At 73.4% G+C, this 21,025-nt stretch carries 22 protein-coding genes and 1 pseudogene (1 of these 23 running past the window's edge); 7 read left to right on the forward strand and 16 right to left on the reverse strand.

From position 1 onward, the window contains the following. Positions 1-262: the beginning of a thiamine pyrophosphate-dependent enzyme gene (locus LCD33_RS10115; RefSeq protein ID WP_308011259.1), read on the reverse strand. The gene continues 1,133 nt to the left of window position 1, outside the view; the window shows 262 of its 1,395 coding nt (coding positions 1-262); the start codon lies at positions 260-262; its stop codon lies off the left edge, out of view. Between LCD33_RS10115 and LCD33_RS29590 the strand changes: the two genes are divergently transcribed. Next, entirely contained in the window at positions 200-385 is a 186-nt protein-coding gene (locus LCD33_RS29590) for a hypothetical protein (RefSeq protein WP_374228443.1), read from the forward strand. The two genes, LCD33_RS10115 and LCD33_RS29590, sit on opposite strands and share 63 nt — an antisense overlap. A gap of 5 nt (positions 386-390) precedes the next feature. On the opposite strand, the pseudogene LCD33_RS29595 reads toward LCD33_RS29590, so the two are convergent. Together LCD33_RS29595 and LCD33_RS10125 are read right to left on the reverse strand one after the other, a co-directional pair. Then, positions 391-645: pseudogene (locus LCD33_RS29595) on the reverse strand (thiamine pyrophosphate-binding protein); the annotation flags it as partial. A gap of 61 nt (positions 646-706) precedes the next feature. Continuing rightward, a complete protein-coding gene (locus LCD33_RS10125; protein ID WP_224977763.1) occupies positions 707-1,663 on the reverse strand; it encodes a hypothetical protein in 957 nt (318 codons plus the stop codon). Between the two features lie 227 nt (positions 1,664-1,890). Here LCD33_RS10125 and LCD33_RS10130 point away from each other — a divergent pair, with 227 nt between their 5' ends. The 4 genes from LCD33_RS10130 (at position 1,891) to LCD33_RS10145 (ending at position 6,218) form a co-directional block, all read left to right on the forward strand. Continuing rightward, entirely contained in the window at positions 1,891-3,564 is a 1,674-nt protein-coding gene (locus LCD33_RS10130) for a DNA repair helicase XPB (protein ID WP_224960022.1), read from the forward strand. A 159-nt stretch (positions 3,565-3,723) separates the two neighbouring features. After that, on the forward strand, positions 3,724-4,317 hold the full coding sequence (locus tag LCD33_RS10135) for a suppressor of fused domain protein (protein WP_224960023.1): 594 nt from the start codon (positions 3,724-3,726) through the stop codon (positions 4,315-4,317). A gap of 185 nt (positions 4,318-4,502) precedes the next feature. After that, entirely contained in the window at positions 4,503-5,498 is a 996-nt protein-coding gene (locus tag LCD33_RS10140; RefSeq protein ID WP_224960024.1) for an o-succinylbenzoate synthase, read from the forward strand. A 45-nt stretch (positions 5,499-5,543) separates the two neighbouring features. Continuing rightward, a complete protein-coding gene (locus LCD33_RS10145; protein WP_224960025.1) occupies positions 5,544-6,218 on the forward strand; it encodes a GNAT family N-acetyltransferase in 675 nt (224 codons plus the stop codon). 18 nt (positions 6,219-6,236) lie between these two features. Here LCD33_RS10145 and LCD33_RS10150 read toward each other — a convergent pair whose 3' ends face one another. The 13 genes from LCD33_RS10150 to LCD33_RS10210 form a co-directional block, all read right to left on the reverse strand. Continuing rightward, on the reverse strand, positions 6,237-7,184 hold the full coding sequence (locus LCD33_RS10150; protein WP_224960026.1) for an SRPBCC domain-containing protein: 948 nt from the start codon (positions 7,182-7,184) through the stop codon (positions 6,237-6,239). A 128-nt stretch (positions 7,185-7,312) separates the two neighbouring features. Continuing rightward, positions 7,313-8,167 carry a xanthine dehydrogenase family protein subunit M gene (locus tag LCD33_RS10155; protein WP_224960027.1) on the reverse strand — a complete coding sequence of 285 codons (855 nt, stop codon included), beginning with the start codon at positions 8,165-8,167 and terminating at the stop codon, positions 7,313-7,315. Then, the gene (locus tag LCD33_RS10160; RefSeq protein WP_224960028.1) at positions 8,164-10,608 is read right to left on the reverse strand and encodes a xanthine dehydrogenase family protein molybdopterin-binding subunit; all 2,445 of its coding nucleotides are present in this window, start codon (positions 10,606-10,608) and stop codon (positions 8,164-8,166) included. The genes LCD33_RS10155 and LCD33_RS10160 overlap by 4 nt, the downstream gene beginning before the upstream one ends. Beyond that, a complete protein-coding gene (locus LCD33_RS10165) occupies positions 10,605-11,150 on the reverse strand; it encodes a (2Fe-2S)-binding protein (protein WP_224960030.1) in 546 nt (181 codons plus the stop codon). The genes LCD33_RS10160 and LCD33_RS10165 overlap by 4 nt, the downstream gene beginning before the upstream one ends. Positions 11,151-11,602: 452 nt before the next feature. Next, positions 11,603-12,715: an XdhC/CoxI family protein gene (locus LCD33_RS10170; RefSeq protein ID WP_224960032.1), complete on the reverse strand. Its 1,113-nt coding sequence runs from the start codon at positions 12,713-12,715 to the stop codon at positions 11,603-11,605. Beyond that, entirely contained in the window at positions 12,708-13,814 is a 1,107-nt protein-coding gene (locus LCD33_RS10175; protein ID WP_224977767.1) for a VWA domain-containing protein, read from the reverse strand. Before LCD33_RS10175 ends, LCD33_RS10170 begins: the two co-directional genes overlap by 8 nt. A 73-nt stretch (positions 13,815-13,887) precedes the next feature. Beyond that, complete coding sequence (locus LCD33_RS10180; protein WP_224960034.1) at positions 13,888-14,757, reverse strand: MoxR family ATPase; 870 nt, start codon at positions 14,755-14,757, stop codon at positions 13,888-13,890. 49 nt (positions 14,758-14,806) lie between these two features. Beyond that, positions 14,807-15,364 carry a suppressor of fused domain protein gene (locus LCD33_RS10185; protein WP_224960036.1) on the reverse strand — a complete coding sequence of 186 codons (558 nt, stop codon included), beginning with the start codon at positions 15,362-15,364 and terminating at the stop codon, positions 14,807-14,809. 304 nt (positions 15,365-15,668) lie between these two features. Beyond that, positions 15,669-16,211, reverse strand: a complete 543-nt coding sequence (locus tag LCD33_RS10190) for an LppA family lipoprotein (RefSeq protein WP_224961645.1) — start codon at positions 16,209-16,211, stop codon at positions 15,669-15,671. 28 nt (positions 16,212-16,239) lie between these two features. Continuing rightward, positions 16,240-17,928, reverse strand: a complete 1,689-nt coding sequence (locus LCD33_RS10195) for an alpha/beta hydrolase (protein ID WP_224968546.1) — start codon at positions 17,926-17,928, stop codon at positions 16,240-16,242. Then, positions 17,928-18,230 carry a hypothetical protein gene (locus LCD33_RS10200; RefSeq protein WP_224961641.1) on the reverse strand — a complete coding sequence of 101 codons (303 nt, stop codon included), beginning with the start codon at positions 18,228-18,230 and terminating at the stop codon, positions 17,928-17,930. Before LCD33_RS10200 ends, LCD33_RS10195 begins: the two co-directional genes overlap by 1 nt. A 79-nt stretch (positions 18,231-18,309) precedes the next feature. Next, the gene (locus LCD33_RS10205; protein ID WP_224961640.1) at positions 18,310-18,582 is read right to left on the reverse strand and encodes a DUF397 domain-containing protein; all 273 of its coding nucleotides are present in this window, start codon (positions 18,580-18,582) and stop codon (positions 18,310-18,312) included. 21 nt (positions 18,583-18,603) lie between these two features. Then, entirely contained in the window at positions 18,604-19,458 is an 855-nt protein-coding gene (locus LCD33_RS10210) for a DUF5753 domain-containing protein (RefSeq protein ID WP_224961637.1), read from the reverse strand. Between the two features lie 123 nt (positions 19,459-19,581). Between LCD33_RS10210 and LCD33_RS10215 the strand changes: the two genes are divergently transcribed. Continuing rightward, positions 19,582-19,860 (forward strand): hypothetical protein, encoded by a 279-nt coding sequence (locus LCD33_RS10215; RefSeq protein ID WP_224968544.1) that lies wholly within the window; start codon positions 19,582-19,584, stop codon positions 19,858-19,860. 103 nt (positions 19,861-19,963) lie between these two features. After that, positions 19,964-20,992: an N-acetyl-gamma-glutamyl-phosphate reductase gene (gene argC, locus LCD33_RS10220; protein ID WP_224968542.1), complete on the forward strand. Its 1,029-nt coding sequence runs from the start codon at positions 19,964-19,966 to the stop codon at positions 20,990-20,992. The last annotated feature ends 33 nt before the right edge of the window (positions 20,993-21,025 follow it).

The raw sequence follows: 21,025 nt of genomic DNA on the forward strand, positions 1-21,025 counted from the left end.
CCGCCCCCGGGGGGGGGCGCGGGCGGGCCCCCCGACTACCGCCGGGCGCGCGCCGCCGGCGCGGGCGCCGCCCGCCGCGGCGCGCGCCGCCGGGTCCGGTGCCGGGTTCGGGGTGGCCGGGCGGGCCGGGACGTCGGCGGCGGGCTGGCCCCAGTCGTCGGCGGGGATCGAGACGAACACCGGCCCCTGCGGCGCGGTCGTGGCCAGCCGGTGGGCGCGGGCGATCGCGGCGGGCACGTCGGCGGCGCTCGCCGGTTCGCAGCTGTGCTTCACGTACGGCCGCGGGAAGGTGGCCGCGTCGGTGGCGCCGAGGAACGGTTCGTCGAACACCAGCGTCCGGGTCTGCTGCCCGGCGGTGACGATCATCGGGGTGCGGTTGCGGTAGGCGGTGAACACCGAGCCCAGCGCGTGCCCGACGCCGCCCGCCGAGTGCAGGTTCACCAGCACCGGCGCCCGCCGCGACTGGGCGTACCCGTCGGCCATCGCGACCACGACGGACTCCTGCAGGCCGAGCACGTAGCGGAAGTCGTCCGGCCAGCCGGTGAGGAACGGGACCTCGGTGGTGCCGGGGTTGCCGAACACGGTGGTCAGCCCCAGTTCGCGCAGCAGGTCCCGCGTGACGTCCCGGACCGTCCGCTCACCCATCCCCGACCTCCCGGCTCGACGTCCGGACCAGCCCAGCACACCGGCGCGCACCGGTCCAGGCTCAGTCCGTCAGCTTGAAGCAGAAGGTCTTGGGCGGGGCGGTGAACACCGAGTAGTTCGCGGTCCCCTCGGGGCAGGCCGATTCGCCCGCGGTGGTGTCGGCGGCGCCGACGACCTGGACGTCGGCGGCCGGGCTGCCGCACGGCACCTTGGTGTCGATGCCGGTCGGGATGGTGGCGCCCGCGCTGTCGGCGCCGGGCACCCGCTGGCAGTCGCCGACGACGACGTCCGGGATGAGGCACAGCCGGGTGCCGGCCCGGGTGATCTCGGAGTAGTCGCCGTCGCAGCTCGCGCCGCCGTGCTGGACCTGCACGATCCGGTGGTCGGAGTCCGCGGTGCCGCAGGCGGTCATCTCGTAGGCGAAGGTCCGCTCGGAGTCGTCGGTGACGGCCACGCACTCGCCCACCTGCGGGACGGCCTCGGCCATGCCGACCTGCGACCGCACGAAGGTGCCGGCCACCCCGAGCAGCAGCAGCGCCCCGCAGCCGAGGGCGGCGCCGAGCAGGCCGCGCCTGCGCTTCGGCGGTGGCCCGGCGGGCGCGAGGTGCGGCGGGCCGGGCCGGAGCGGACCGGGCGGGAGCGGGCTGGGCAGGAGCGGGCCGGGCGCGGGTGCGAGCGGGGTGAACCCGGGCAGCGGGCCGCCGTACTGCAGGCTCCCGTACCGCCGCCCCTGCTCCGGCCAGACCCGGTCCGGCTCGGCGCGGTCCCCGTGGTCGGCGCGGTCCTCGTGGTCGGCGTGGTCCTCGTGGTCGGCGCGGTCGCCGCGGTCCTCGTGGTCCGGCCAGCCGTGCGTCCGCCAGTCGTGGTCCTGCCAGCCGGGGTGCTGCTGGTCCGGCTGGGACGAGAACCCCCGCGGGCGACCCTGCGCGACCTGCGGGTGCCCGCCCGGCCGGCCCCACTCCGGTGACGACCCCGACGGCTGGACCGGCGAGTGCGGATCCTGCGGCGGAACGCTCACGAAGACACAACTCCTAAATGATCTACGACCGAGCGAAACCTAGCCGACGGCCCCGCGGGCCACGCAGGAACCGGCGGAAACGTTTCCTGAACCGTTCGGTTCCGACATCGCGGACGCCGCACCGGGGCGCCACCGGGGGCGGTGGAATACTGGTGCCCGGCCCAGCCGTTGTTCCCGCAGGCCGATCCACCTGCGCAAAGAACCGCCCAGCCCGAGGAGCCGCACCCGTGACCGACGGACCGCTCATCGTCCAGTCCGACAAGACCCTGCTGCTCGAAGTCGATCACGCCCAAGCCGACGAGGCCCGCGGCGCCATCGCGCCGTTCGCCGAGCTGGAACGCGCCCCCGAACACGTGCACACCTACCGGATCACGCCGCTGGCGCTGTGGAACGCGCGCGCAGCCGGGCACGACGCCGAGCAGGTGGTCGACGGGCTGGTCCGTTTCTCCCGCTACCCGGTGCCGCAGCCGTTGCTGGTGGACATCGTCGAGACGATGGGCCGGTTCGGCCGGTTGCAGCTCGCCCAGGACCCGGCGCACGGACTGGTGCTGGCCTCGCTGGACCGCGCCGTGCTCGAAGAGGTGCTGCGGAACAAGAAGGTCCAGCCGATGCTCGGCGCTCGCATCGATGACGACACCGTCGCGGTGCACCCGAGCGAGCGCGGCAGGCTCAAGCAGCTGCTGCTCAAGATCGGCTGGCCCGCCGAGGACCTCGCCGGCTACGTGGACGGCGAAGCGCACCCCATCGAACTGCACGAGGACGGCTGGACCCTGCGCGACTACCAGCGCCAAGCGGTGCAGTCGTTCTGGGCGGGCGGCTCCGGCGTGGTCGTGCTGCCCTGCGGCGCGGGCAAGACCCTCGTCGGCGCGGCCGCCATGGCCGAGGCGGGCGCCACCACGCTGATCCTGGTCACCAACACCGTCGCGGGCAGGCAGTGGAAGCGGGAGCTGATCGAGCGCACCTCGCTGACCGAGGAGGAGATCGGCGAGTACTCCGGGGAGAAGAAGGAGATCCGCCCGGTCACCATCGCCACCTACCAGGTGATCACCCGCAAGTCGAAGGGCGAGTACAAGCACCTGGAGCTGTTCGACTCCCGCGACTGGGGCCTCGTCGTCTACGACGAGGTGCACCTGCTGCCCGCGCCGGTGTTCCGGATGACCGCGGACCTGCAGTCCCGCCGCCGCCTCGGCCTCACCGCCACCCTGGTGCGCGAGGACGGCCGGGAGGGCGACGTGTTCTCGCTGATCGGGCCGAAGCGGTTCGACGCGCCGTGGAAGGACATCGAGGCGCAGGGCTGGATCGCGCCCGCCGACTGCGTCGAGGTGCGGGTGACGCTCACCGACGAGGAGCGCCTGCGGTACGCGACGGCCGAGGCCGAGGAGCGCTACAAGCTGTGCTCCACCGCCCGCACCAAGGCGCCCGTGGTGCGCGCCATCCTCGACCAGCACCCGGGCGAACCGGCGCTGGTCATCGGCGCCTACCTGGAGCAGCTGCACGAGCTCGGCGAGGCGCTGGACGCGCCGATCGTGGAGGGCTCCACGAAGAACAAGGAGCGGGAGAAGCTGTTCGACGCGTTCCGCAGCGGCGAGATCTCCCGGCTGGTGGTCTCGAAGGTCGCGAACTTCTCCATCGACCTGCCGGAGGCCTCGGTGGCGGTGCAGGTGTCCGGCACCTTCGGGTCCCGCCAGGAGGAGGCGCAGCGGCTCGGCCGGTTGCTGCGGCCGAAGGCGGAGCGCAAGCAGGCGCACTTCTACTCGGTGGTCTCGCGCGACACCCTGGACACCGACTACGCGGCGCACCGGCAGCGGTTCCTCGCCGAGCAGGGCTACGCCTACCGCATCGTCGACGCCGACGACCTGCTCGGTCCGGCCCTGCCGGACGTCGGTCCGCATGGCGGCTGAGGCCGGGGACCACGAGCGTCGCGGGACGGCCGATCGGTTGCGGTACCCGCCGCCGACGCCGCGGAGCGAGGTCGTATTTTCGTCGTCGTCGGTGAAACTGCCCGTGCCCTTCGCGGCACCGGTTACCGTTGCGACAGCACACGCAGCACTGGAGATCGGATGACCACCGAGAAGCACAACACCGCGATGGGTGGTGCGCACCGGTTCATCGGGCTGGCGGAGAACCTCGAACGTCACGCGGGCACCCCGACGGCCGCGGAGCCGCCCAACGTGCGCGGCGAGAACCGCGGCTACGGGCTGGTGTTCTTCCACCTGGAGCAGTACCACCTGAGCACCGTGATCAGCTCCGGGCTGCGGTTCCAGCCGCTGGGCGCGGATCCGGCGCAGGAGCTGGCGTGCACCGTCTACAAGGAACAGGCGGAGGCGGCCCGCCACCTGGTGGACGTGACGTCGGAGCTGCTGGTGCAGAGCGGCACGCACCTGGTGCCGGACCAGATCGTGCCGAACGAGGCCCCGCTGCTGCCGGACACCGAGTTCTACGGGGTGCTGGCGAGCGGGCATCCGCTGTTCCCGCCGGAGTTCACCCGCTTCACCGATCCCGAGGGCGTCGAGCAGCTGCAGGTGTACACGCTGCTGCCGGTGACCTTGGGCGAGCTGAACTACATCCTCGACAACGGGGTGACCGCGCTGCGCCAGCAGTGGGCCCGGTTCGAGGTCGACGTGTTCGACCTCGGCCGCCCCAGCGTCGCCTGACGCGCCGGATCCCGTTCGCACCGGCCGCCCCCGCGGGTGGCCGGTGCGTCACGTCGTGACCGGTGCGGGAACACCTGCACCGCCCACGACGTCATCGCACGTGCGTCCCGCTGCCCGCACGTGGCACCGGCAGGACGATGTGCGCGACAGGACGCCGTGGTGACGGCCGAGCGGAAGGAACGAACATGACCGCGAACGGGGCGACGATCAGCCTGGCCGAGCTCGACGCGGTCCGCGTGTACGGCCTGCCGATGCGCACCCGGTTCCGCGGCATCACCCGCAGGCACGGGGTGCTGCTCGGCGGCCCGGCGGGCTGGGGCGAGTTCTGCCCGTTCGAGGACTACACCGACGCCGAATCGGTGCCGTGGCTGGCCGCCGCCTTGGAGTCCTGCGCGGGCGACTGGCCGGAACCGGTGCGCGACGAGGTCCCGGTGAACTGCACCGTGCCCGCGGTCGGCGCCGAGCGGGCGCACGCCATCGCCGCCGCCTCCGGCTGCACCACCGCGAAGGTCAAGGTCGCCGAACGCGGCCAGGACCCCGGCGAGGACCTGGAGCGGGTCGCCGCGGTCCGGGACGCGCTCGGCCCGTCCGCCGCGATCCGGGTGGACGCGAACGCGGCCTGGGACGTGGACACCGCCATCGCCCGCATCGCCGAGCTGGACCGCGCCGCGGGCGGCCTGGAGTACGTGGAGCAGCCGAGCCCCACGATCGAGGACCTCGCCGCGGTCCGCCGCAAGGTGCAGGTGCGCATCGCCGCCGACGAGTCCATCCGCCGCGCCGAAGATCCGCTGGCGGTCGCGGTCGCCGAGGCCGCCGACGTGGCCGTGCTCAAGGCCGCGCCGCTCGGCGGGGTCCGGCGGGCGCTGCGGGTCGCCGAGGCGTGCGGCCTGCCCTGCGTGGTGTCCTCCGCGGTCGAGAGCAGCGTCGGGCTCGCCGCGCAGCTCGCGCTGGCCGGGGCGCTGCCGGAACTGCCGTTCGCCTGCGGGCTCGGCACCATGTCGCTGCTCGACGGCGACGTGGTCAGCGATTCGCTGGTGCCGCGCGGCGGGGTGCTCCCGGTACCGCGCCGCGCTCCGCAGCCCGACCCGGCGCGGGTCGCGGCGGCCACGCCCACCGCCGACGACCAGCGCCGCTGGCTGGACCGCCTGGTGCGGGTGCACGCGCTGCTCGCGTCGCGGTGACCGCCCTCCGAGCCGGGGTTGGCGGCGCGGTGGTTGGCTAGCGGCATGGAACGCACTTCTCCCCCGCTGGCCGAGCTGGTCCGCCGGTGGCAGCACGGGTGGGGCGTGGCGTGCGGGCTCGACCCCGCCGACGAGGCGGACGGTGCGCTGCACGTGCTGTCCGGCCAACCCGGCAGGCACCTGGAGAGCATCGTGCTCGACGCCGACGGCGACCCCGGTTCGCTGCGCCTGCACGCCGCGCAGGTCGCCGGATCACCGCACTCGGACTGGCTGACCGTGCCGACCACCGCGCCCGCCGCCGTCGAGGACGTGCTCAGCTCGGAAGGGCTCCGGCTCGCGCCCGCGCGCGAGCACTTCATGCGCACCGACCTGGCCGCGCACCCGCGGCGGGACGCCGCCCCGGAGTACGCCGTGGAGCTGGACCGGGAGGGCCCGGTGCTCGCGGCCCGGATCACCGACGAACGCGGGGATCCCGCCGCGCACGGCGTGATGGTGGTGCACGGGGACGTGGCCGTGGCGCACAACATCGCCACCTACCGCGCGCACCGCAGGCGCGGCCTGGGCGGGGCGCTGATGAGCGCGCTCGCGCGGGAGGCCGTCCACCTCGGCGCGGGAACCGGGCTGCTCACCGCGAGCAGGCAGGGCCGCCACCTCTACACCGCGCTGGGCTGGACGCGACTGGCCGGCGTGGTCGGCGCGGGCACCCGCACCCGCCGCTGACCAGCGGCGAGGCGCGGTTCACCGCCGGGCGCGCCTGCGGCGGAGGGCGCGCAGCAGGAGCGCCGCGGTCGCCACGGCGGCGGCCACCGGCAGCGCGCGCTTGAGCACCGGCGTGCCCGCCGCGCCGAGCAGGTCGATGGCTTCCTCCGACGGCGCCGGGCCGCCGGTGACCACGGCGTCCGCCCGGTGCGCGGAACCCCGCACGGCGGTGGTCGTGGCGGCCACCGCTTCGGCGGGCGCGGTCCGCTCCGCGGCGGCGGGCGAGGTGACCCGCCACGCCGGGTTCCGCCCCGCGCGGCCCGGGGGCCGTTCGCCGTTGTCCTGGTGGCCGGAGCGGTCCGGCGACCGGCGCGGCCCCGCTCCCGGGTCCGAGCGGTCCGGGCCGTCCGATCCGGCGCGGGACGCCTCGTCCTCCCCGGTGGTGCCGCCGGGATCGGACGCGGCGGGCCGGGCTCCGGAGCTCGCCGCGAGGCCCTCCCCGGCGCCGGTCCGCCCGCCACCGGGCTGGGAGGCCGGCGCGTCCTGCCCGGTCAGGCTCCGCGCCAGGTTCGCCGCGAACTGGTGCAGGATCTTCCCGCCCACCTCGGACATCAGGCCGCGCCCCAGCTGCGCCGGTTTCCCCGTCACCTTCAGGTCGGTGTCCACCGCCGCCGAGGTGCGGCCGTCCTCCTCGGTGAGCGTCACGGTCACCGTCGCCGCCGCCGTGCCGTTGCCCCTGGCGTCCTTGCCGCCCGCGTCGATCACGACCCGCCGCGTCGATTCGTCGACCTCCTGGAACGAGCCGGATCCCTTGTACAGCAAGGAGATCGGGCCCAGCTTCACCTTCACCGAGCCGGTGAAGCGGTCGCCCTCGGCGGAGGTGAGCGTGGCACCGGGCATGCACGGGGCGACCCGCTCCGGATCGATGATCGCCGGCCAGGCCACGTCGACCGGGACCGGGACGGTGAAGTGGTGCTGCATCTGCACGGGACAGGCCCTCCTGGTAGATCGCCGCACGACGTGCGGGGCGGAGCTCGGCGGCCGGTGACCGACCCCGCGCGCACCGCCGGGCACCCGGGTTCCGGTGCGCGCCGGGCGCACCGGCCCGTCCATTCCTACACCCCGGCGGCCGCGGCCACCGCTCGTCCGGTGAGGACCTGCGCGAGGTGTTCCCGGTAGTCCACGTCGGCGCTCGCGTCCGCGGCGGGGCTGGTCCCCTCGGTGGCGAGCTCGGCGGCGCGGCGGATCGCACCCGCTTCGGCCGGGGCGCCGACCAGCGCCCGCTCCACCCCGAACGCGCGGATCGGCACCGGCCCCATGTTGGTGAGGCCGACGCGGGCTTCGGCGATCGCGCCGCCGTCCACCCGCACCGCGGCGGCCACGCCGACCATCGACCAGGCCTGGGCGACCCGGTTGAACTTCTCGTAGTGCGCCGACCAGCCCGTCCACTTCGGCAGCCGCACCTCCACCAGCAGCTCGTCCGGTTCCAGTGCGGTGGTGAACAGGTCGGTGAAGAACTCGGCGGCCGGAACGGTCCGCCGCCCGTCCGGCCCGGCGAGCACCAGTTCCGCGTCCAGCACCAGCGCGGGCGCGGGCAGGTCCCCGGCCGGGTCGGCGTGCGCGAGGGCCCCGCCGAACGTTCCGCGGTGGCGCACCTGCGGGTCGGCGACGGTGCGGGTGGCCTGCGCGAGCAGCGGCAGGTGCGCGCGGACCAGCCGGTCCCGGAGCACGTCGTGGTGGGTGGTCATCGCGCCGATCACGACGGTGCCGCCCTCCTCCCGCACGCCGCGCAGCTCCGGGATGCGGGCGAGGTCGACGACGAGCTGCGGGTCGGCGAGCCGCATCCGCAGCACCGGCAGCAGGCTCTGCCCGCCGCCGAGCACCTTCGCCTCGTCCCCGGCCTCCCGCAGCGCGCGCACCGCTTCCTCCACGGTGGACGGTGCGATGTGGTCGAACGCCGCCGGGATCATCGGTCGCCTCCTGGAACTCGGTTCATCGAACCCGTGCCGCCGCCGGGTTCCGGTGCGGTGGCGCCGGAGGCGCGCGCCCCGGTGATCGCCCGCCACACCCGCTGCGGTGAGCACGGCATCTCCACGTCGGTCACCCCGCGGTGGCGGATCGCGTCCACCACCGCGTTCACCACCGCCGGGGTGGAGGCGATGGTGCCCGCCTCCCCGACGCCCTTCACGCCCAGCCGGTTCGACGTCGCCCGCGTCTCGGTGCGGCCGGTGGTGTACTCCGGCAGGTCCGCGGCGGAGGGCACCAGGTAGTCGGCGAGCGTCGCCGTGGTGAGGGTGCCGCTCTCGTCGTGCACGGCCTCCTCGTACAGCGCCTGCGCGATGCCCTGGGCGAGCCCGCCGTGCACCTGGCCCTCCACGATCAGCGGGTTCACCACGGTGCCCACGTCGTCGACGCACGCGTACTCGCGGATCCGCACCCGGCCCGTCTCGGTGTCCACTTCGACCGCGCACAGGTGGGTGCCGTGCGGGAACGAGAAGTTCTCCGGGTCGAAGGTGGCGTCGGCGTCCAGCGAGGGCTCGACCCCTTCGGGCAGGTCGTGCGCGGCGAACGCGGCCAGCGCCACCTCGCCCAACGCGGTGCTCCGCGAGGTGCCGCGCACGCCGAACCGGCCCGCTTCGAACTCCACGTCGTCCTCGGCGCACTCCATCAGGTGCGCGGCGATCCGCCGCGCCTTCTCGATCACCTTGTCAGCGGCGGCGACCACCGCCATGCCGCCCACGGCGAGCGACCGCGAACCGTAGGTGTCCAGGCCCTTCGGCGAGGTCTGCGTGTCGCCGTGCAGCACCGCGACGTCCTCGAACGGCACGCCGAGCCGGTCGGCGACCAGCTGGCTCCACGCCGTCTCGTGGCCCTGCCCGTGCGGGGAGACGCCGGTGACGACCTCGACCCCGCCGGTGGGCAGCACCCGGATCGCCGCGTGCTCCCAGCCGCCCGCGCCGTAGGACAGCGACCCGAGCACCCGGGACGGGGCGAGCCCGCACATCTCGGTGAACGTGGAGACCCCGATGCCCAGCTGCACCGTGGCACCGGTCCGCCTGCGCTCGGCCTGCTCGGCGCGCAGCTCCGCGTAGCCCAGCAGCCGCACCGCCTCGTCGGTCGCCGCCGCGTAGTCGCCCGAGTCGTAGGTCAGCCCGGAGACGGTGTCGAACGGGAACTCGTCGCGCTCGATCCAGTTCTTGCGCCGCAGTTCCAGCGGGTCCGCACCGAGCTCGGCGGCGAGTTCGTCCATCATCCGCTCGATGCCGAAGGTCGCCTCCGGCCGCCCGGCACCCCGGTACGCGTCGGTCGGCGTCTTGTTGGTGAACACGGTGGTGCAGCTGAAGTGGTAGGCCGGGAACTTGTAGATCCCGTTGAACATGAACGCGCCGAGGATCGGCACGCCCGGGGTGACCAGCCGCAGGTAGGCGCCCATGTCGGCGAGCAGCTCCACCTTCAGCCCGGTGACGGTGCCGTCGCGGCGCGCGGCGAGCGACAGCCGTTGCACCTGGTCGCGGCCGTGGTGGGCGGCGACCATCGACTCGGAGCGGGATTCGGTCCACTTCACCGGCACGCCGAGTTCGCGGGCCAGCAGGAAGGTGATGATCTCCTCCGGGGTCACCTGGAGCTTGCCGCCGAACCCGCCGCCGACGTCCGGCGCGATCACCCGGATCCGCTGCTCCGGCACGCCCAGCGTGGTCGCCAGCATGAGCCGCAGGATGTGCGGGACCTGGGTGGCCGACCACATCGTGCACTGGTCGCCGGTGGGGTCGACGACGACGGAGCGGGGTTCCATGAACGCCGGGATGAGCCGCTGCTGGCGGAAGGTCCGGTCGATCCGCACCTCGGCTTCGGCGAGGGCCCGCTCCACGTCACCGCCGGTGCCCGCCTCGGCGGAGTCGAAGGTCCAGGTGGCGCTGCGGTTGGTGCCGAGTTCTTCGTGCACCAGCGGGGAATCCGCGGCTGCGGCGGCGTCGAGGTCGAGCACCACGGGCAGGTCGTCGTAGTCCACGTCGATCGCGTCCAGCGCGTCGTGGGCCTCGGCGGCGCTGCGGGCGGCGACGACGGCGACGGCCTCCCCGGCGAAGTGCACCGCGTCCACCGCCAGCGACGGCGCCTGCGGCGCCTTCATGTCCGGGGTGATCGGCCACGCGCACGGCAGGCTGCCCTGGACGGCGGCGAGGTCGCGGCCGGTGCGGACGGCGCGGACGGCGCGGACGCCGGGCATCTTCGCGGCGCGCTCGGTGTCGATGGAGGCGATGCGGGCGTGCGCGGCGGGGCTGCGCAGCACGGCCAGGTGCAGCATGCCGGGCAGCGCGATGTTGTCGGTCCAGCGGGTGCGCCCGGTGATGAGGCGGGCGTCCTCCTTGCGCTTGCGCGCGCGGCCGAGTTCCGGTTCGGCGGTGGAGGTCATGGCCGCCCCACCTCGGTCCGGGTCTCGGCGGACGTGCGCTGCCGCGGGGCGTCCTGTTCCAGCGGTGGCCCGGCCCCGGGGCGCATCCGCCGCGCCGCGTCCTGGACGGCCCGGACGATGTTCTGGTAGCCGGTGCAGCGGCACAGGTTGCCTTCGAGGCCTTCGCGGACCTGCTGCTCGTCCGGGTCGGGCGTCTCGGCGAGCAGGTCCAGCGCCTGCATGATCATGCCGGGGGTGCAGAACCCGCACTGCAGCGCGTGGGCGTCGTGGAAGGCCTGCTGCAAGGGGTGGAGCTCGCCGTCGCGGGCGAGCCCTTCGATCGTGGTGACGTGGTGTCCGTCGGCCTGCACCGCCAGCACGGAGCAGGCCTTGACGCTCTGCCCGTCCAGGTGGACGGTGCAGGCGCCGCAGTTGCTGGTGTCGCAGCCGACGACGGTGCCGACCTTGCCGAGCCGCTCCCGCAGGTGCTGCACGAGCAGGGTTCGGGGCTCCACGTCGTCGGTGTGGTCGGTGCCGTCGACGTTGACGGTGATGCGCGGCATCGGGCCTCCAGAGGACGGGCCGCGGGAGCGCGGGCGTTCGGGAAACGCGAGCCCCGTTCGAGTGACGGGGGTCACATCCACCGAGCCTGCTACGCCGCCCCTCCGCGAGCAACCCGGACGCTCGCGCGCGGGTGGCGATCGCCCCGAACGGGACGACCGCCCCCGGCCTCAGAGCAGGACGCCGTCGGGGGTCGGCTGCACGGTGCCGATCCGCAGGCTCGTGATCGGCAGCCACGGGTACGGCTCCCCGGCCCCTCGACCACGACGTTGCTGAACCCCGCCGTGCCCGCCGGGGTCGCGCCGAACCCGACCGCGACGAAGTCCGTCTCCCCGTACTCGGCCCGCACGCCGGCGTAGGCGGTCTCGCCGGGCGCCAGCTCCGCGACCCCGGGCGAGCCGGGGACCTCCACGTAGTCGGTCGGCACCAGGAGTCGCCCCGAGCGGGCGGGCCGTCAGCGGTGGATGGGTCCTTCCGTCTCGGTGAGCCGGGCGCCGAGCCCGCCCCAGCGCAGCGCGATCAGCTCGGCGGCGATCGACACCGCTGTCTCCTCCGGGGTGCGGGCCCCCAGGTCCAGGCCGATCGGCGAGGACAACCGGGCCAGGTCCGCCTCCGGGACCCCGATCTCCCGCAACCGCAGCATCCGGTCGTCGTGGGTGCGCCGCGAACCCATCGCGCCCACGTAGCCGAGCCGCTGCCGCAGCGCGATCTCCAGCACCGGCACGTCGAACTTCGGGTCGTGCGTCAGCACCATCACCGCGGTCCGCGCGTCCAGCCGGCCCGCCTCCGCCTCCGCCGCGAGGTAGCGGTGCGGCCAGTCCACGACCACGTCGTCCACCCCGGGGAACCGGGAGCGGGTGGCGAACACCGGCCGCGCGTCGCACACCGTCACCCGGTAGCCGAGGAACGAGCCGATGCGGGCCATCGCCGCGGCGAAGTCGATCGCGCCGAACACCAGCATCCGCGGCGGCGGTTCGAAGGCGTTCACGAACACCCGCATGCCCTCGCCGCGCCGCTGCCCCTGCGGCCCGTACTCCAGGACGCCGCTGCGACCGCTGGCGAGCATGCCGCGGGCGTCGTCGGCGACCGCGTCGTCGACCCGTGCCTCGCCGAGCCCACCCTGCGTGCGCTCCCGCCACACGAGCAGGTGGGCACCGACCCGGGCCGGATCGGGATGGTCCACGACGGTCGCGACCGCCACCGGTTCCTCCTCGCGCACCGACTTCGCGACCGCGTCGAAGTCGGGGAACGAATCGCGGTCCACCCGCTCCACGAACACGTCGAGGATGCCGCCGCAGGTCAATCCGACCGCGAACGCGTCGTCGTCGCTGACGCCGTAGCGCTGCAACGCCGCCGGTTCGCCGTCGAGCACCGCGGTCGCCCGCTCGTACACCGCTCCTTCCACGCACCCGCCGGAGACGCTGCCGACGGCCTCACCGCCCTCGGTGACCAGCATCGACGCCCCGGGCGGGCGCGGCGCGGACCGGAAGGTCGCGACCACCGTGCCGAGGCCGACCGACTCCCCGGACTCCCACCGCTGGAACACCTCGTCGAGCACGTCACGCACGGCCCACCTCCGCTGCACCTCGCCGTGTCATGGCCATCTCAGCACCCCGGACGGCCGTCGCATTCCCGCCCAGGCGGACGACTTCCGCCCACACCCGTTGCAACGAGCCGAGGCTGTGCCCCGGTACGAGCGCGTCCAAGTGCGGCAGCGCCGCCGCGATCCCGGACTGCACCGGCGCGTACCCGCCGTGCCCGGCGTGCGGGTTCGCCCAGATCACAGCCCGCGCCAGCCGCCGCAGGTGCCGCAGCTGCTCGCCGAGCAGCGCCGGATCACCGCGCTCCCAGCCGTCGGAGAACACCACGACGACCGCGCCGCGCGCCGTGCCCCGCCGCCCCCACCGGTCCAGGAAGGCCCGCAGCACCTCGCCGAGCCGGGTGCCGCCAGAGAAGTCCGGCACCGCCGCCGCGGCGGCCCGCAACGCCCGCTCCGGGTCGCGCCCGCGCAGCTGCGCCGTGACCCGCGTGAGGCGGGTGCCGAGCGTGAACACCTCGGTGCTCGCCGGAGCCCGGCGGACCACCACGTGCGCGAACCGCAGCAGCGCGTCCGCGTACGGCTCCATCGACCCGGAGACGTCGACCACCAGCACCACCCGCCGGGCCCGGCGGCCGCGGCGCCTGCGCTCCAGCCGCGGCGGCTCGCCCCCGGAGCGCAGCACCGCCCGCAACGTCGCCCGGGCGTCCAGCGGGCCGTGCCGGGCCCGGCGCCACCGCGCGGCCGGCCGGTCCGGCGGATCGGGCCGCACGGTCGCGAGCAGACGGCGCAGGTGTTCGCGCTCGGCCTCGCCCAGGCCGGCGAGGTCCCGGTGCCGCAGCACCTCGTCGGCGGCCGCGGCGCGCACCGCCGCGGCCTCCTCGGACTCCTGCTGCCGCTCCCCCGGTTCGAGCGGGGCGATCCGAGCCCGGCGCGGCGCGGCAGGTGCCCGCGGCCGCGGCGCGGCGCCGCCGAACCACGCGGCGAACGCGGCGTCGTAACGGGCCAGGTCCGCGGGGTCCGCGCACAACGTCACCCGGCCCGCCCAGTACACCGCGGAGCGCTCCGCCATCCCGGTGTGCGCGGTGGCGGCCAGGAACGCCCGCACCCGGTCCGGGCCGCAGGCCATGCCGGAGAACCGCAGCGACCGGGCGAAACCGACGAGACCGGCGGTGGTGCTCACCGCTCCATGATGCCCGGCGTCAGCCGAGCAGCCCGGCGGCGCGCACCCGGTCCGCGTCCTCCCGGTACTTCAGCACCGCACCGAGCGCGGCGGCCGCCCGCTCCGGGTCGAACTCGGCGGCGCCCAGCGCTTGCAACGCCCGCGCCCAGTCCAGCGCCTCCGCCACGCCCGGCGGTTTCACCAGCTCCAGCTCCCGCATCCGCTGCACCGCGTCCGCCACCTGCGCGGCGAGCCGCTCGTCCAGGCCGGGCGACCGGCGGCGCAGGATCGCGACCTCCCGCGCCAGGTCCGGGTGGTCCAGCCAGTGGTACAGGCAGCGGCGCTTCAGCGCGTCGTGCAGTTCGCGGGTGCGGTTCGAGGTCAGCACCACCACCGGGGGCACCTCGGCGCGGACCTCGCCGAACTCCGGGATGCTCACCGCGTGCTCGGACAGGAACTCCAGCAGGAACGCCTCGAACTCGTCGTCGGCGCGGTCGATCTCGTCCACCAGCAGCACGCACGGCGCTTCCCGCAACGCCCGCAGCAGCGGACGGGCCAGCAGGAACCGCTCCCGGTACAGCGAAGGTTCCGCGGCGTCCGCGTCCAGCGCTCCGCCCGCCGCGGCCTCCAAGGTGCGCAGGTGCAGCAGCTGCCGCGGGAAGTCCCAGTCGTAAAGGGCCTGCGCGGCGTCGATGCCCTCGTGGCACTGCAACCGGATCAGCCGCACGCCGAGCGCCGCGGCCAGCGACCGCGCGAGCTCCGTCTTGCCGGTGCCCGGCTCGCCCTCGCACAGCAGCGGGCGGTGCATCCGCAGCGCGAGGAACACCGCCGTGGCGATGCCCTCGTCCGGCAGGTACCCGGTCGCGTCCAGCGCCGCGGCCACCTCGGCCGGGGAACGCCACTCACCCATCCCGCGAGCGTAACCACCCGCGGGCCGCGCGGCGCCCGGCTCGCGCGGGTCAGGCCGCGGACGGCCTGCGGATGTCGGTGAGGTCCACGTTCCGCTGCTCCCAGCGGTCGTAGAGGGCGTCCCGGCCGTAGCGGGCCACCAGCTGCGACTCGCCGCGGGTGACCGGCAGCAGCGTGATCAGCTGCAGCACCGGGCCGCCGTCCTCGTCCAGCAGCACGTCGAACTCGTCGGCCAGGTACGGGTGCGGCGCGGCCAGCGCGCCCGCGATCTCGGTCTCCGGCAGCAGCAGGCGGTCGTTCATGATCAGGGCACCGTAGCCGACGCGGCTGTTCGACTCGGTGAGCAGTTCGGCGACCACCGCCGTGAGGTGCCTGCCGTGGATCTCCTGGTCGGCGTGCACCGTGCACAGCACCTCCTGCGGCAGCGGGGCGCCCGCCGTGTGCTCGCGCAGCCCGCTGGTCAGCACCGACACGTACGGCCCGGAGCGGTGGTCGCAGTAGACGAGGTGGTACGCGCGCTCGCGCCCGCCGGTGCCGCGGGAGTCCGCGCCGCGGACCGTGCCGACGTACTTCTCGACGTGCGCGGGGAACCCGCTGAACCGGCTCATGCCACCCCTTCCGTTCGAAGCCGATCATGTCACGGGCGGGGTGCCGGACCGTCCGGGTGCGGGGCTTCCCGGAGGCGGGCGCCGGAAGGCGTAGGGGTGCGGACCGGGGTCGCCCCGGATGTTCCGGGGCCGTCCGGCGACCAGGCTGGTGGCATGACGGAGACGACGAACCACCTGGACACCGGCACCACCGAGACCGGGCCGGACGGCCTCGGCGGCGGGGCCGCCCCCCCCCCCCCCCCCCCCCCCCCCCCCCCCCCCCCCCCCCCCCCCCCCCCCCCCCTGCCCGCGTTCCACCCCCGGGTCAGCCGGACTGCTGGAGCTTGTCCTTCTCCGCTTGCGGGAGGTGGCAGCCGGTGCTGCCGGAGAGGACGGTGCGTTTGGCGGTGCCGAAGCGGTAGCCGGCGCCGTAGGCATCGCTGCCGACGATCTGGTGGTCGGCGGGGCGGCTGACGACGGTTTCGGGTGGTGTGAAGCCGTATTCGGCGCTGATGCGGGCGACGATCTGTTCGGCGTGGGGCCATTCGGGGTCGGGGATGTTGCCTTCGGTTGACCAGACGCCGAGGGTTTGGCTTTCGGCGGTGGTCGTGAACTCGTTGAAGCCGGTGCAGCCGGAGTTGTGCAGTTCCCGGACGTAGTTCCAGCTGATCCAGGGGTAGGCGACTGCCAGTTCGTCCCTGACTCTGGTCAACATCTCTTGGTAGCGAGCACTGGCCTCTTCCATGCTGGGGCGGCTCAAGAGCTCGGCGCGCTGATCTTCCATGCTTCCTTCCGACTCTTGTCCCGGTTCCACTCCACAGGCGGTCAGGCTCATGACAAGCGCTGTCAGGAGCATCAAGCGTTTCATGAATCTTCCCCGGTCGGTATGCATACGATCACCTGCGTTCGACCACCGTTCGATCAGGAAGCCCAGCAGCGACGGCGGCGGCGTTGTACTGACTCGTGTTGCCACGGTTCAGGTAGCCGTCGGGGCCTCCTGTGTTGTGTCCGATCGATTCGTTGAGGTGCTGACCATCAGGCGTGATCTCTTCACCTGTCGAAAGGTGGCGGAAGTCGGCTTGTTTCGAGGGATCCCCGCCGAACCATGAGAGGTCTGCGACCAGATCGCGCTTTGATTCGATGTTGTATAGCTGCCCAGCTGGGACGTTCAACTCCGATGGGTGGGCAGTGCCGACTCCAGGCGAGCCCATGACAACAGCTGCGTCAACGCCCACTCCATCGTGCTGCAAGGCATAGCCAGTGGTCGTCGACCCGTAGGAATGCCCCATCGCGACCAGGTGGGGGTTGTCGTCGCGCGATGCGTTGATGCCGCGGTAGAAGTCGGCGAGTTTGTCGCCACCACGTTCTGCGGACGTAGAGCTCGCTACCGAGTCAGATCCAAGCGAGTCGTTGATCTGAGGTGCTTCGTACCCGAGCCAAGTGACGGCTGCTACGTCTCCGCCGTCTCCATACTGTTGAGACTGAGCGGTCGCATCTTGCTGCAGAAGGTCCATGCTCTTGTCGTAATCGTTGAGGCTCCCGCCTTCGACCGTGCTGTTGAGGCCAGGGGTGAACACACTGACGTGTTCGGCAGTGTCGACGTTCCCGACAGCGATCGCCGCCTTCGTGCGTTCACCGGACGTGTCGAGCACCAGTAGCTGGCGGTCCGTCTTCTTCGCCGTGGCTTCGACCTCGTCCAGGGACTTCAGCTTGGCTTCGACCTGGTCGAGGGGGCGCCGGTACTCGGCTTCGAGGTTCCTGGCGCCGGGTCCCTTCGGAACCTTCTTGATCTGCTCGCGGAGGCGGTTCGCTTCGGCGTTGAGCACGGCCCGCTCGTCGTCGATCTTGTTGACGTTGGCGGTGTGGCGGACGGTGGCGGGGATGCCGTCCATGCCGCCGAGCCAGGCCGGGGGAGCGGCGGCGAGCGCGGACTTCGTCTCGGCGGGCAGGGACTTCCACCATTCGGCGTTCTTCGCCGGGTCGCCGGGCGGCGGGGGTTCGATGGTCTCGCCGAGGCCGCGGGCGTCGCCGAGGGCGGCCGCGTCGGCGAGGGTCTTCGCCCCTCCGGTGTCCATCAGGTCTTTGTCCGCGTCGCCGAGGACCTTCGCGAGTTCGCGGTCCGCGTCGTCAGCGCGCGCGAGGATGCGTTCGACCCGGTGGACGAGGTCGGGCCGGATGCGCTCGTGCCGGTCGGCGTCGACGTCGGCGGCCTCGTCGGGCCGGGTGCCGGGCGGGGTGCCGAGATCGTCGACGCGGCCGTCGTCGGTGATCGCGAAGTGGTGGGCGTGCGCGAGCGCGTCGGCCTCGACCAGTTCGTTCCCGACCGCCCGGATCTCGTCGGCGGTGGCGATGGCGGCGGTGCGGACGGTGGAGATCTCCAGCACGAGTTCCCGGAGCCGTTCGCCGAGCTTCGCGTGCTCGGCGGTGGCGGCGTCCGCGGCCTTGCCCTGCCATTCGCGGGGACGCCCGGACCCGGCGAGTTCGTCGTCGAGCTGCACGAGCCGGTCCTGCCGGTCCTTGAGCTCGTCGATGGCGTCGTCGAGCAGGTCCGCGTTCCAACGCCGCAGGTCGCCGAGGAGCACCATCACGCACCACCGCCCTGAGCCGCGTGCAACCCGTCCGCGGCGGTGCCTTCGCGGCCGTCGTAGTCGCGGGCGCTGCCGGACAGCGAGTCCGCGTAGTGCTCGACGTCCCGGTTCCACCCGTCGAGCGAGCCGCGCCAGCTGCCGCCGGTGTGCTCGGCGGCCGGAGCCGACGCCGAGCCCGGCATCGCCTCCGCGATCTTGTCGGTGGCCGGTTCCAACCGCACCGACCTGGCCTGTTCGGCGGCGGACCGAGCGGCTTTCGCCGCGTCCTCCAGCGCCGTCGTGACGACCTCGTAGCCCACTGCACCCCTCCTCGCGGGGCAGGACCTTAACAGCGCGGAGCGGCGCGGCGGCCGCATTCCGGACGATCTCCGCGCCGAGTCACATCCGACCGGAACCGATCGCCCGCAGGAAGGCGCCGAACGCGTTCCGGCTCACCGCGAGCACCGGTCCGGCCGCGTCCTTGGAGTCGCGGATGCCGACGACGGAGTGCTGCACGGCGATCTCCACGCAGGCGCCGCCGTTTCCCTGGCTGCGACTGGCCTTCCGCCAGTCGGCGGAGTCGGGCACGAACGCGATCTCGACGCACTGGCCGCCGCTGGAGCTGCTGCGGCTGGATTTGCGCCAGACGGCTGTCGAGAAGTCCGGGTGCATGATCGCCCTTTCGATGATCGCCTATTCGTGCGTGGCGGCCACCATAGCGATGAAATCTTGCGACTCGTGCTCCGGCAGTGCAGCCGCCCGAAGTCGTTCGAAGACGATGCTGTAGCGCGTGAACTCCGCCGGTTCGTGGAGGTAGGTAGCACCCAGCACGTCTTCGAGGTAGACGGCCGAAAGCTGTTGCTCGGCAAGGTGGAGCAGCGTTGCGGAAGACGCCACTGAGATGCGGTTCGGCACGCTGAACGGGAGAACCCTGAGGTCCACGTTCGGTTTGGAAGCCGTTTCGGCCAGGTGCTCCAGCTGCGCACGCATGATCTTCCCGCTGCCTTGAACGCGGCGAAGCGCGGTTTCACTGAGGACGACCTGCAAGTTCAGCGGTTTGTGCCGACGAGTGAGGACCGATTGGCGATCGAGCCGGGTCTGCACCTGGCGTTCGATCATCCTCGGATCTGCGGCAGGTTCCCAGGCGTGGATCATCGATCGGGCGTAGTCGTGGGTCTGGAGCAGCCCGGTCACGCTTTCCACCTCGTAGATCCGCATGTCCGTAGCCGCGTACTCCAGTGCGTGGAACCGCTGGAACCAGTCGGGCACCGCGTCCCGGTAGGTGGTGCGGCGCGGGCTGCGCCGGGGGAGTTGGCTCGCGAGGCCGATCAGGTACTTCCGCCGCTTGGCGGGCGCGTCGTAGAGCGCGGACAGCTTCTCGACCTCGGCCGTGGTGACGCCCTGCTTGCCGCTCTCGATCTTGCTGATCTTCGGTGCGGTCCCGCCGACCACGGCTGCCGCCGCCGCGGCCGTGCACTCGGCTTCTTCGCGCAGGCGGCGCAGTTCGATGCCGAGCTGGATCTTGAGCATCTTCGGGTCCGGTGCCATGCGGATCATGATTCCGCCCGCCTGCTCCCTCCGAAAGCATGTTCACCGGATTCAGCGATCGTTTATGAGCAAGTTGCTCAGTAGCGTTCGCCTCCGAATGTTGATCCATGAAGGGGGCTCACCATGCACGACGACCCGGAAGCCGAACTCCTCCGCGCGCTCCGCGACGGCGCCCGTCCGCGCCCGTTCGCGGTCTACGAGCTGACCGGCGAGGACGGCGAAGTCCTCGACGCGGACGTCTGCGCGTGGGGCCTGGACATCAGCGGCGAGTGCGCGTCGGACCAGGTGCCGCCGGGGGCGGTGTTCGTGGGGCCGGGCGGCCTGAAGGGCGACGCCGATTCGGCCGAGCGGGTCCGCGCGATGTTCGAGATCGTCGGGAACGTGCGGCTCGTCTGGCTCTGAAGCCCGGCCGGTCGCGGAGCCCAGCCGATCGGGAGCCCGGCTGTGGCGCGCGTGACCGTCCCCATTGTTGATTGATGTTGCATGACAATGCATAATCATCCGCATGGCGATTCGGGTGGCAGTGGCGGGTGCGAGCGGCTACGCGGGCGGGGAACTCCTCCGCCTGCTGCTGGCGCACCCCGAAGTCGAGATCGGGACGTTGACCGCCGGTGGCAACGCGGGCACCGAGCTCGGTGCGCACCACCCGAACCTGCTACCGCTCGCCGACCGCGAACTCGCCGAGACCACCGCCGCCGCGCTCGCCGGTCACGACGTCGTGTTCCTCGCGCTGCCGCACGGGCATTCCGCGGCCATCGCCGCCGAACTCGGCGCGGACACCCTCGTCGTGGACTGCGGTGCCGACCACCGGCTCAACGATCCCGAGGCGTGGACCCGCTGGTACGGCGGTGACCACCCCGGCACCTGGCCCTACGGCGTCCCCGAACTCCCCGGCAAGCGGGCGGAACTGCGCACCGCGAACCGGATCGCCGTCGCCGGATGCTTCCCCACGGTCTCCTCGCTGGCGCTGGCACCCGCCTTCGCCGCCGGGCTCGTCGAACCCGAAGCGCAGGTCGTCGCCGTCACCGGCACCTCCGGCGCGGGCCGCGCGCTCAAGCCGCACCTGCTCTCCGCCGAGGTCATGGGCTCGGCCAGCGCCTACGGCGTCGGCGGCGCGCACCGGCATACCCCGGAGCTGGTGCAGAACCTCAGCGCCGTCGCGGGCGAACCGGTGCAGGTGTCGTTCACCCCCGTGCTCGCGCCGATGTCGCGCGGCATCCTCGCCACCTGCAGCGCCCCGCTGCGCGGCGACCTCGACACCGCCGCCGCCCGGAAGGTCTACCTGGACGCCTACGGCGACGAGCCGTTCGTGCACGTGCTGCCCGAAGGCTCCTGGCCGCAGACCTCCGCGACGCTCGGCGCCAACACGGTGCACCTGCAGGTCGCGGTGGACGCCGACGCGCGGCGGCTCGTCGTCATCGGGGCCGAGGACAACCTCACCAAGGGCACCGCGGGCGGCGCCGTGCAGTGCATGAACCTCGCCAAGGGCCTGCCCGAGACCACCGGCCTGCCGCTCGCCGGGATCGCCCCGTGACCGACGGCCCGCACCCCGCCGCACCCGGTACCA

The sequence above is a fragment of the Saccharopolyspora sp. 7B genome (genome assembly GCF_020177435.1).
Classification (GTDB): domain Bacteria; phylum Actinomycetota; class Actinomycetes; order Mycobacteriales; family Pseudonocardiaceae; genus Saccharopolyspora_C; species Saccharopolyspora_C gregorii.

What these genes read in the sequence shown, in the direction of transcription:
- LCD33_RS10175 (WP_224977767.1), bottom strand. Translation starts at nt 13,814, where the DNA reads ATGGCCTGCGGCCCGGACCGGGTGCGGGCGTTCCTGGCCGCCACCGCG.
- LCD33_RS10165 (WP_224960030.1), bottom strand. Translation starts at nt 11,150, where the DNA reads ATGCCGCGCATCACCGTCAACGTCGACGGCACCGACCACACCGACGAC.
- LCD33_RS10185 (WP_224960036.1), bottom strand. Translation starts at nt 15,364, where the DNA reads ATGAGCCGGTTCAGCGGGTTCCCCGCGCACGTCGAGAAGTACGTCGGC.
- LCD33_RS10140 (WP_224960024.1), top strand. Translation starts at nt 4,503, where the DNA reads ATGACCGCGAACGGGGCGACGATCAGCCTGGCCGAGCTCGACGCGGTC.
- LCD33_RS10190 (WP_224961645.1), bottom strand. Translation starts at nt 16,211, where the DNA reads ATGAAACGCTTGATGCTCCTGACAGCGCTTGTCATGAGCCTGACCGCC.
- LCD33_RS10155 (WP_224960027.1), bottom strand. Translation starts at nt 8,167, where the DNA reads ATGATCCCGGCGGCGTTCGACCACATCGCACCGTCCACCGTGGAGGAA.
- LCD33_RS10145 (WP_224960025.1), top strand. Translation starts at nt 5,544, where the DNA reads ATGGAACGCACTTCTCCCCCGCTGGCCGAGCTGGTCCGCCGGTGGCAG.
- LCD33_RS10180 (WP_224960034.1), bottom strand. Translation starts at nt 14,757, where the DNA reads ATGGGTGAGTGGCGTTCCCCGGCCGAGGTGGCCGCGGCGCTGGACGCG.
- LCD33_RS10195 (WP_224968546.1), bottom strand. Translation starts at nt 17,928, where the DNA reads ATGGTGCTCCTCGGCGACCTGCGGCGTTGGAACGCGGACCTGCTCGAC.
- argC (WP_224968542.1), top strand. Translation starts at nt 19,964, where the DNA reads ATGGCGATTCGGGTGGCAGTGGCGGGTGCGAGCGGCTACGCGGGCGGG.
- LCD33_RS10160 (WP_224960028.1), bottom strand. Translation starts at nt 10,608, where the DNA reads ATGACCTCCACCGCCGAACCGGAACTCGGCCGCGCGCGCAAGCGCAAG.
- LCD33_RS10215 (WP_224968544.1), top strand. Translation starts at nt 19,582, where the DNA reads ATGCACGACGACCCGGAAGCCGAACTCCTCCGCGCGCTCCGCGACGGC.
- LCD33_RS10205 (WP_224961640.1), bottom strand. Translation starts at nt 18,582, where the DNA reads ATGCACCCGGACTTCTCGACAGCCGTCTGGCGCAAATCCAGCCGCAGC.
- LCD33_RS10135 (WP_224960023.1), top strand. Translation starts at nt 3,724, where the DNA reads ATGACCACCGAGAAGCACAACACCGCGATGGGTGGTGCGCACCGGTTC.
- LCD33_RS10210 (WP_224961637.1), bottom strand. Translation starts at nt 19,458, where the DNA reads ATGGCACCGGACCCGAAGATGCTCAAGATCCAGCTCGGCATCGAACTG.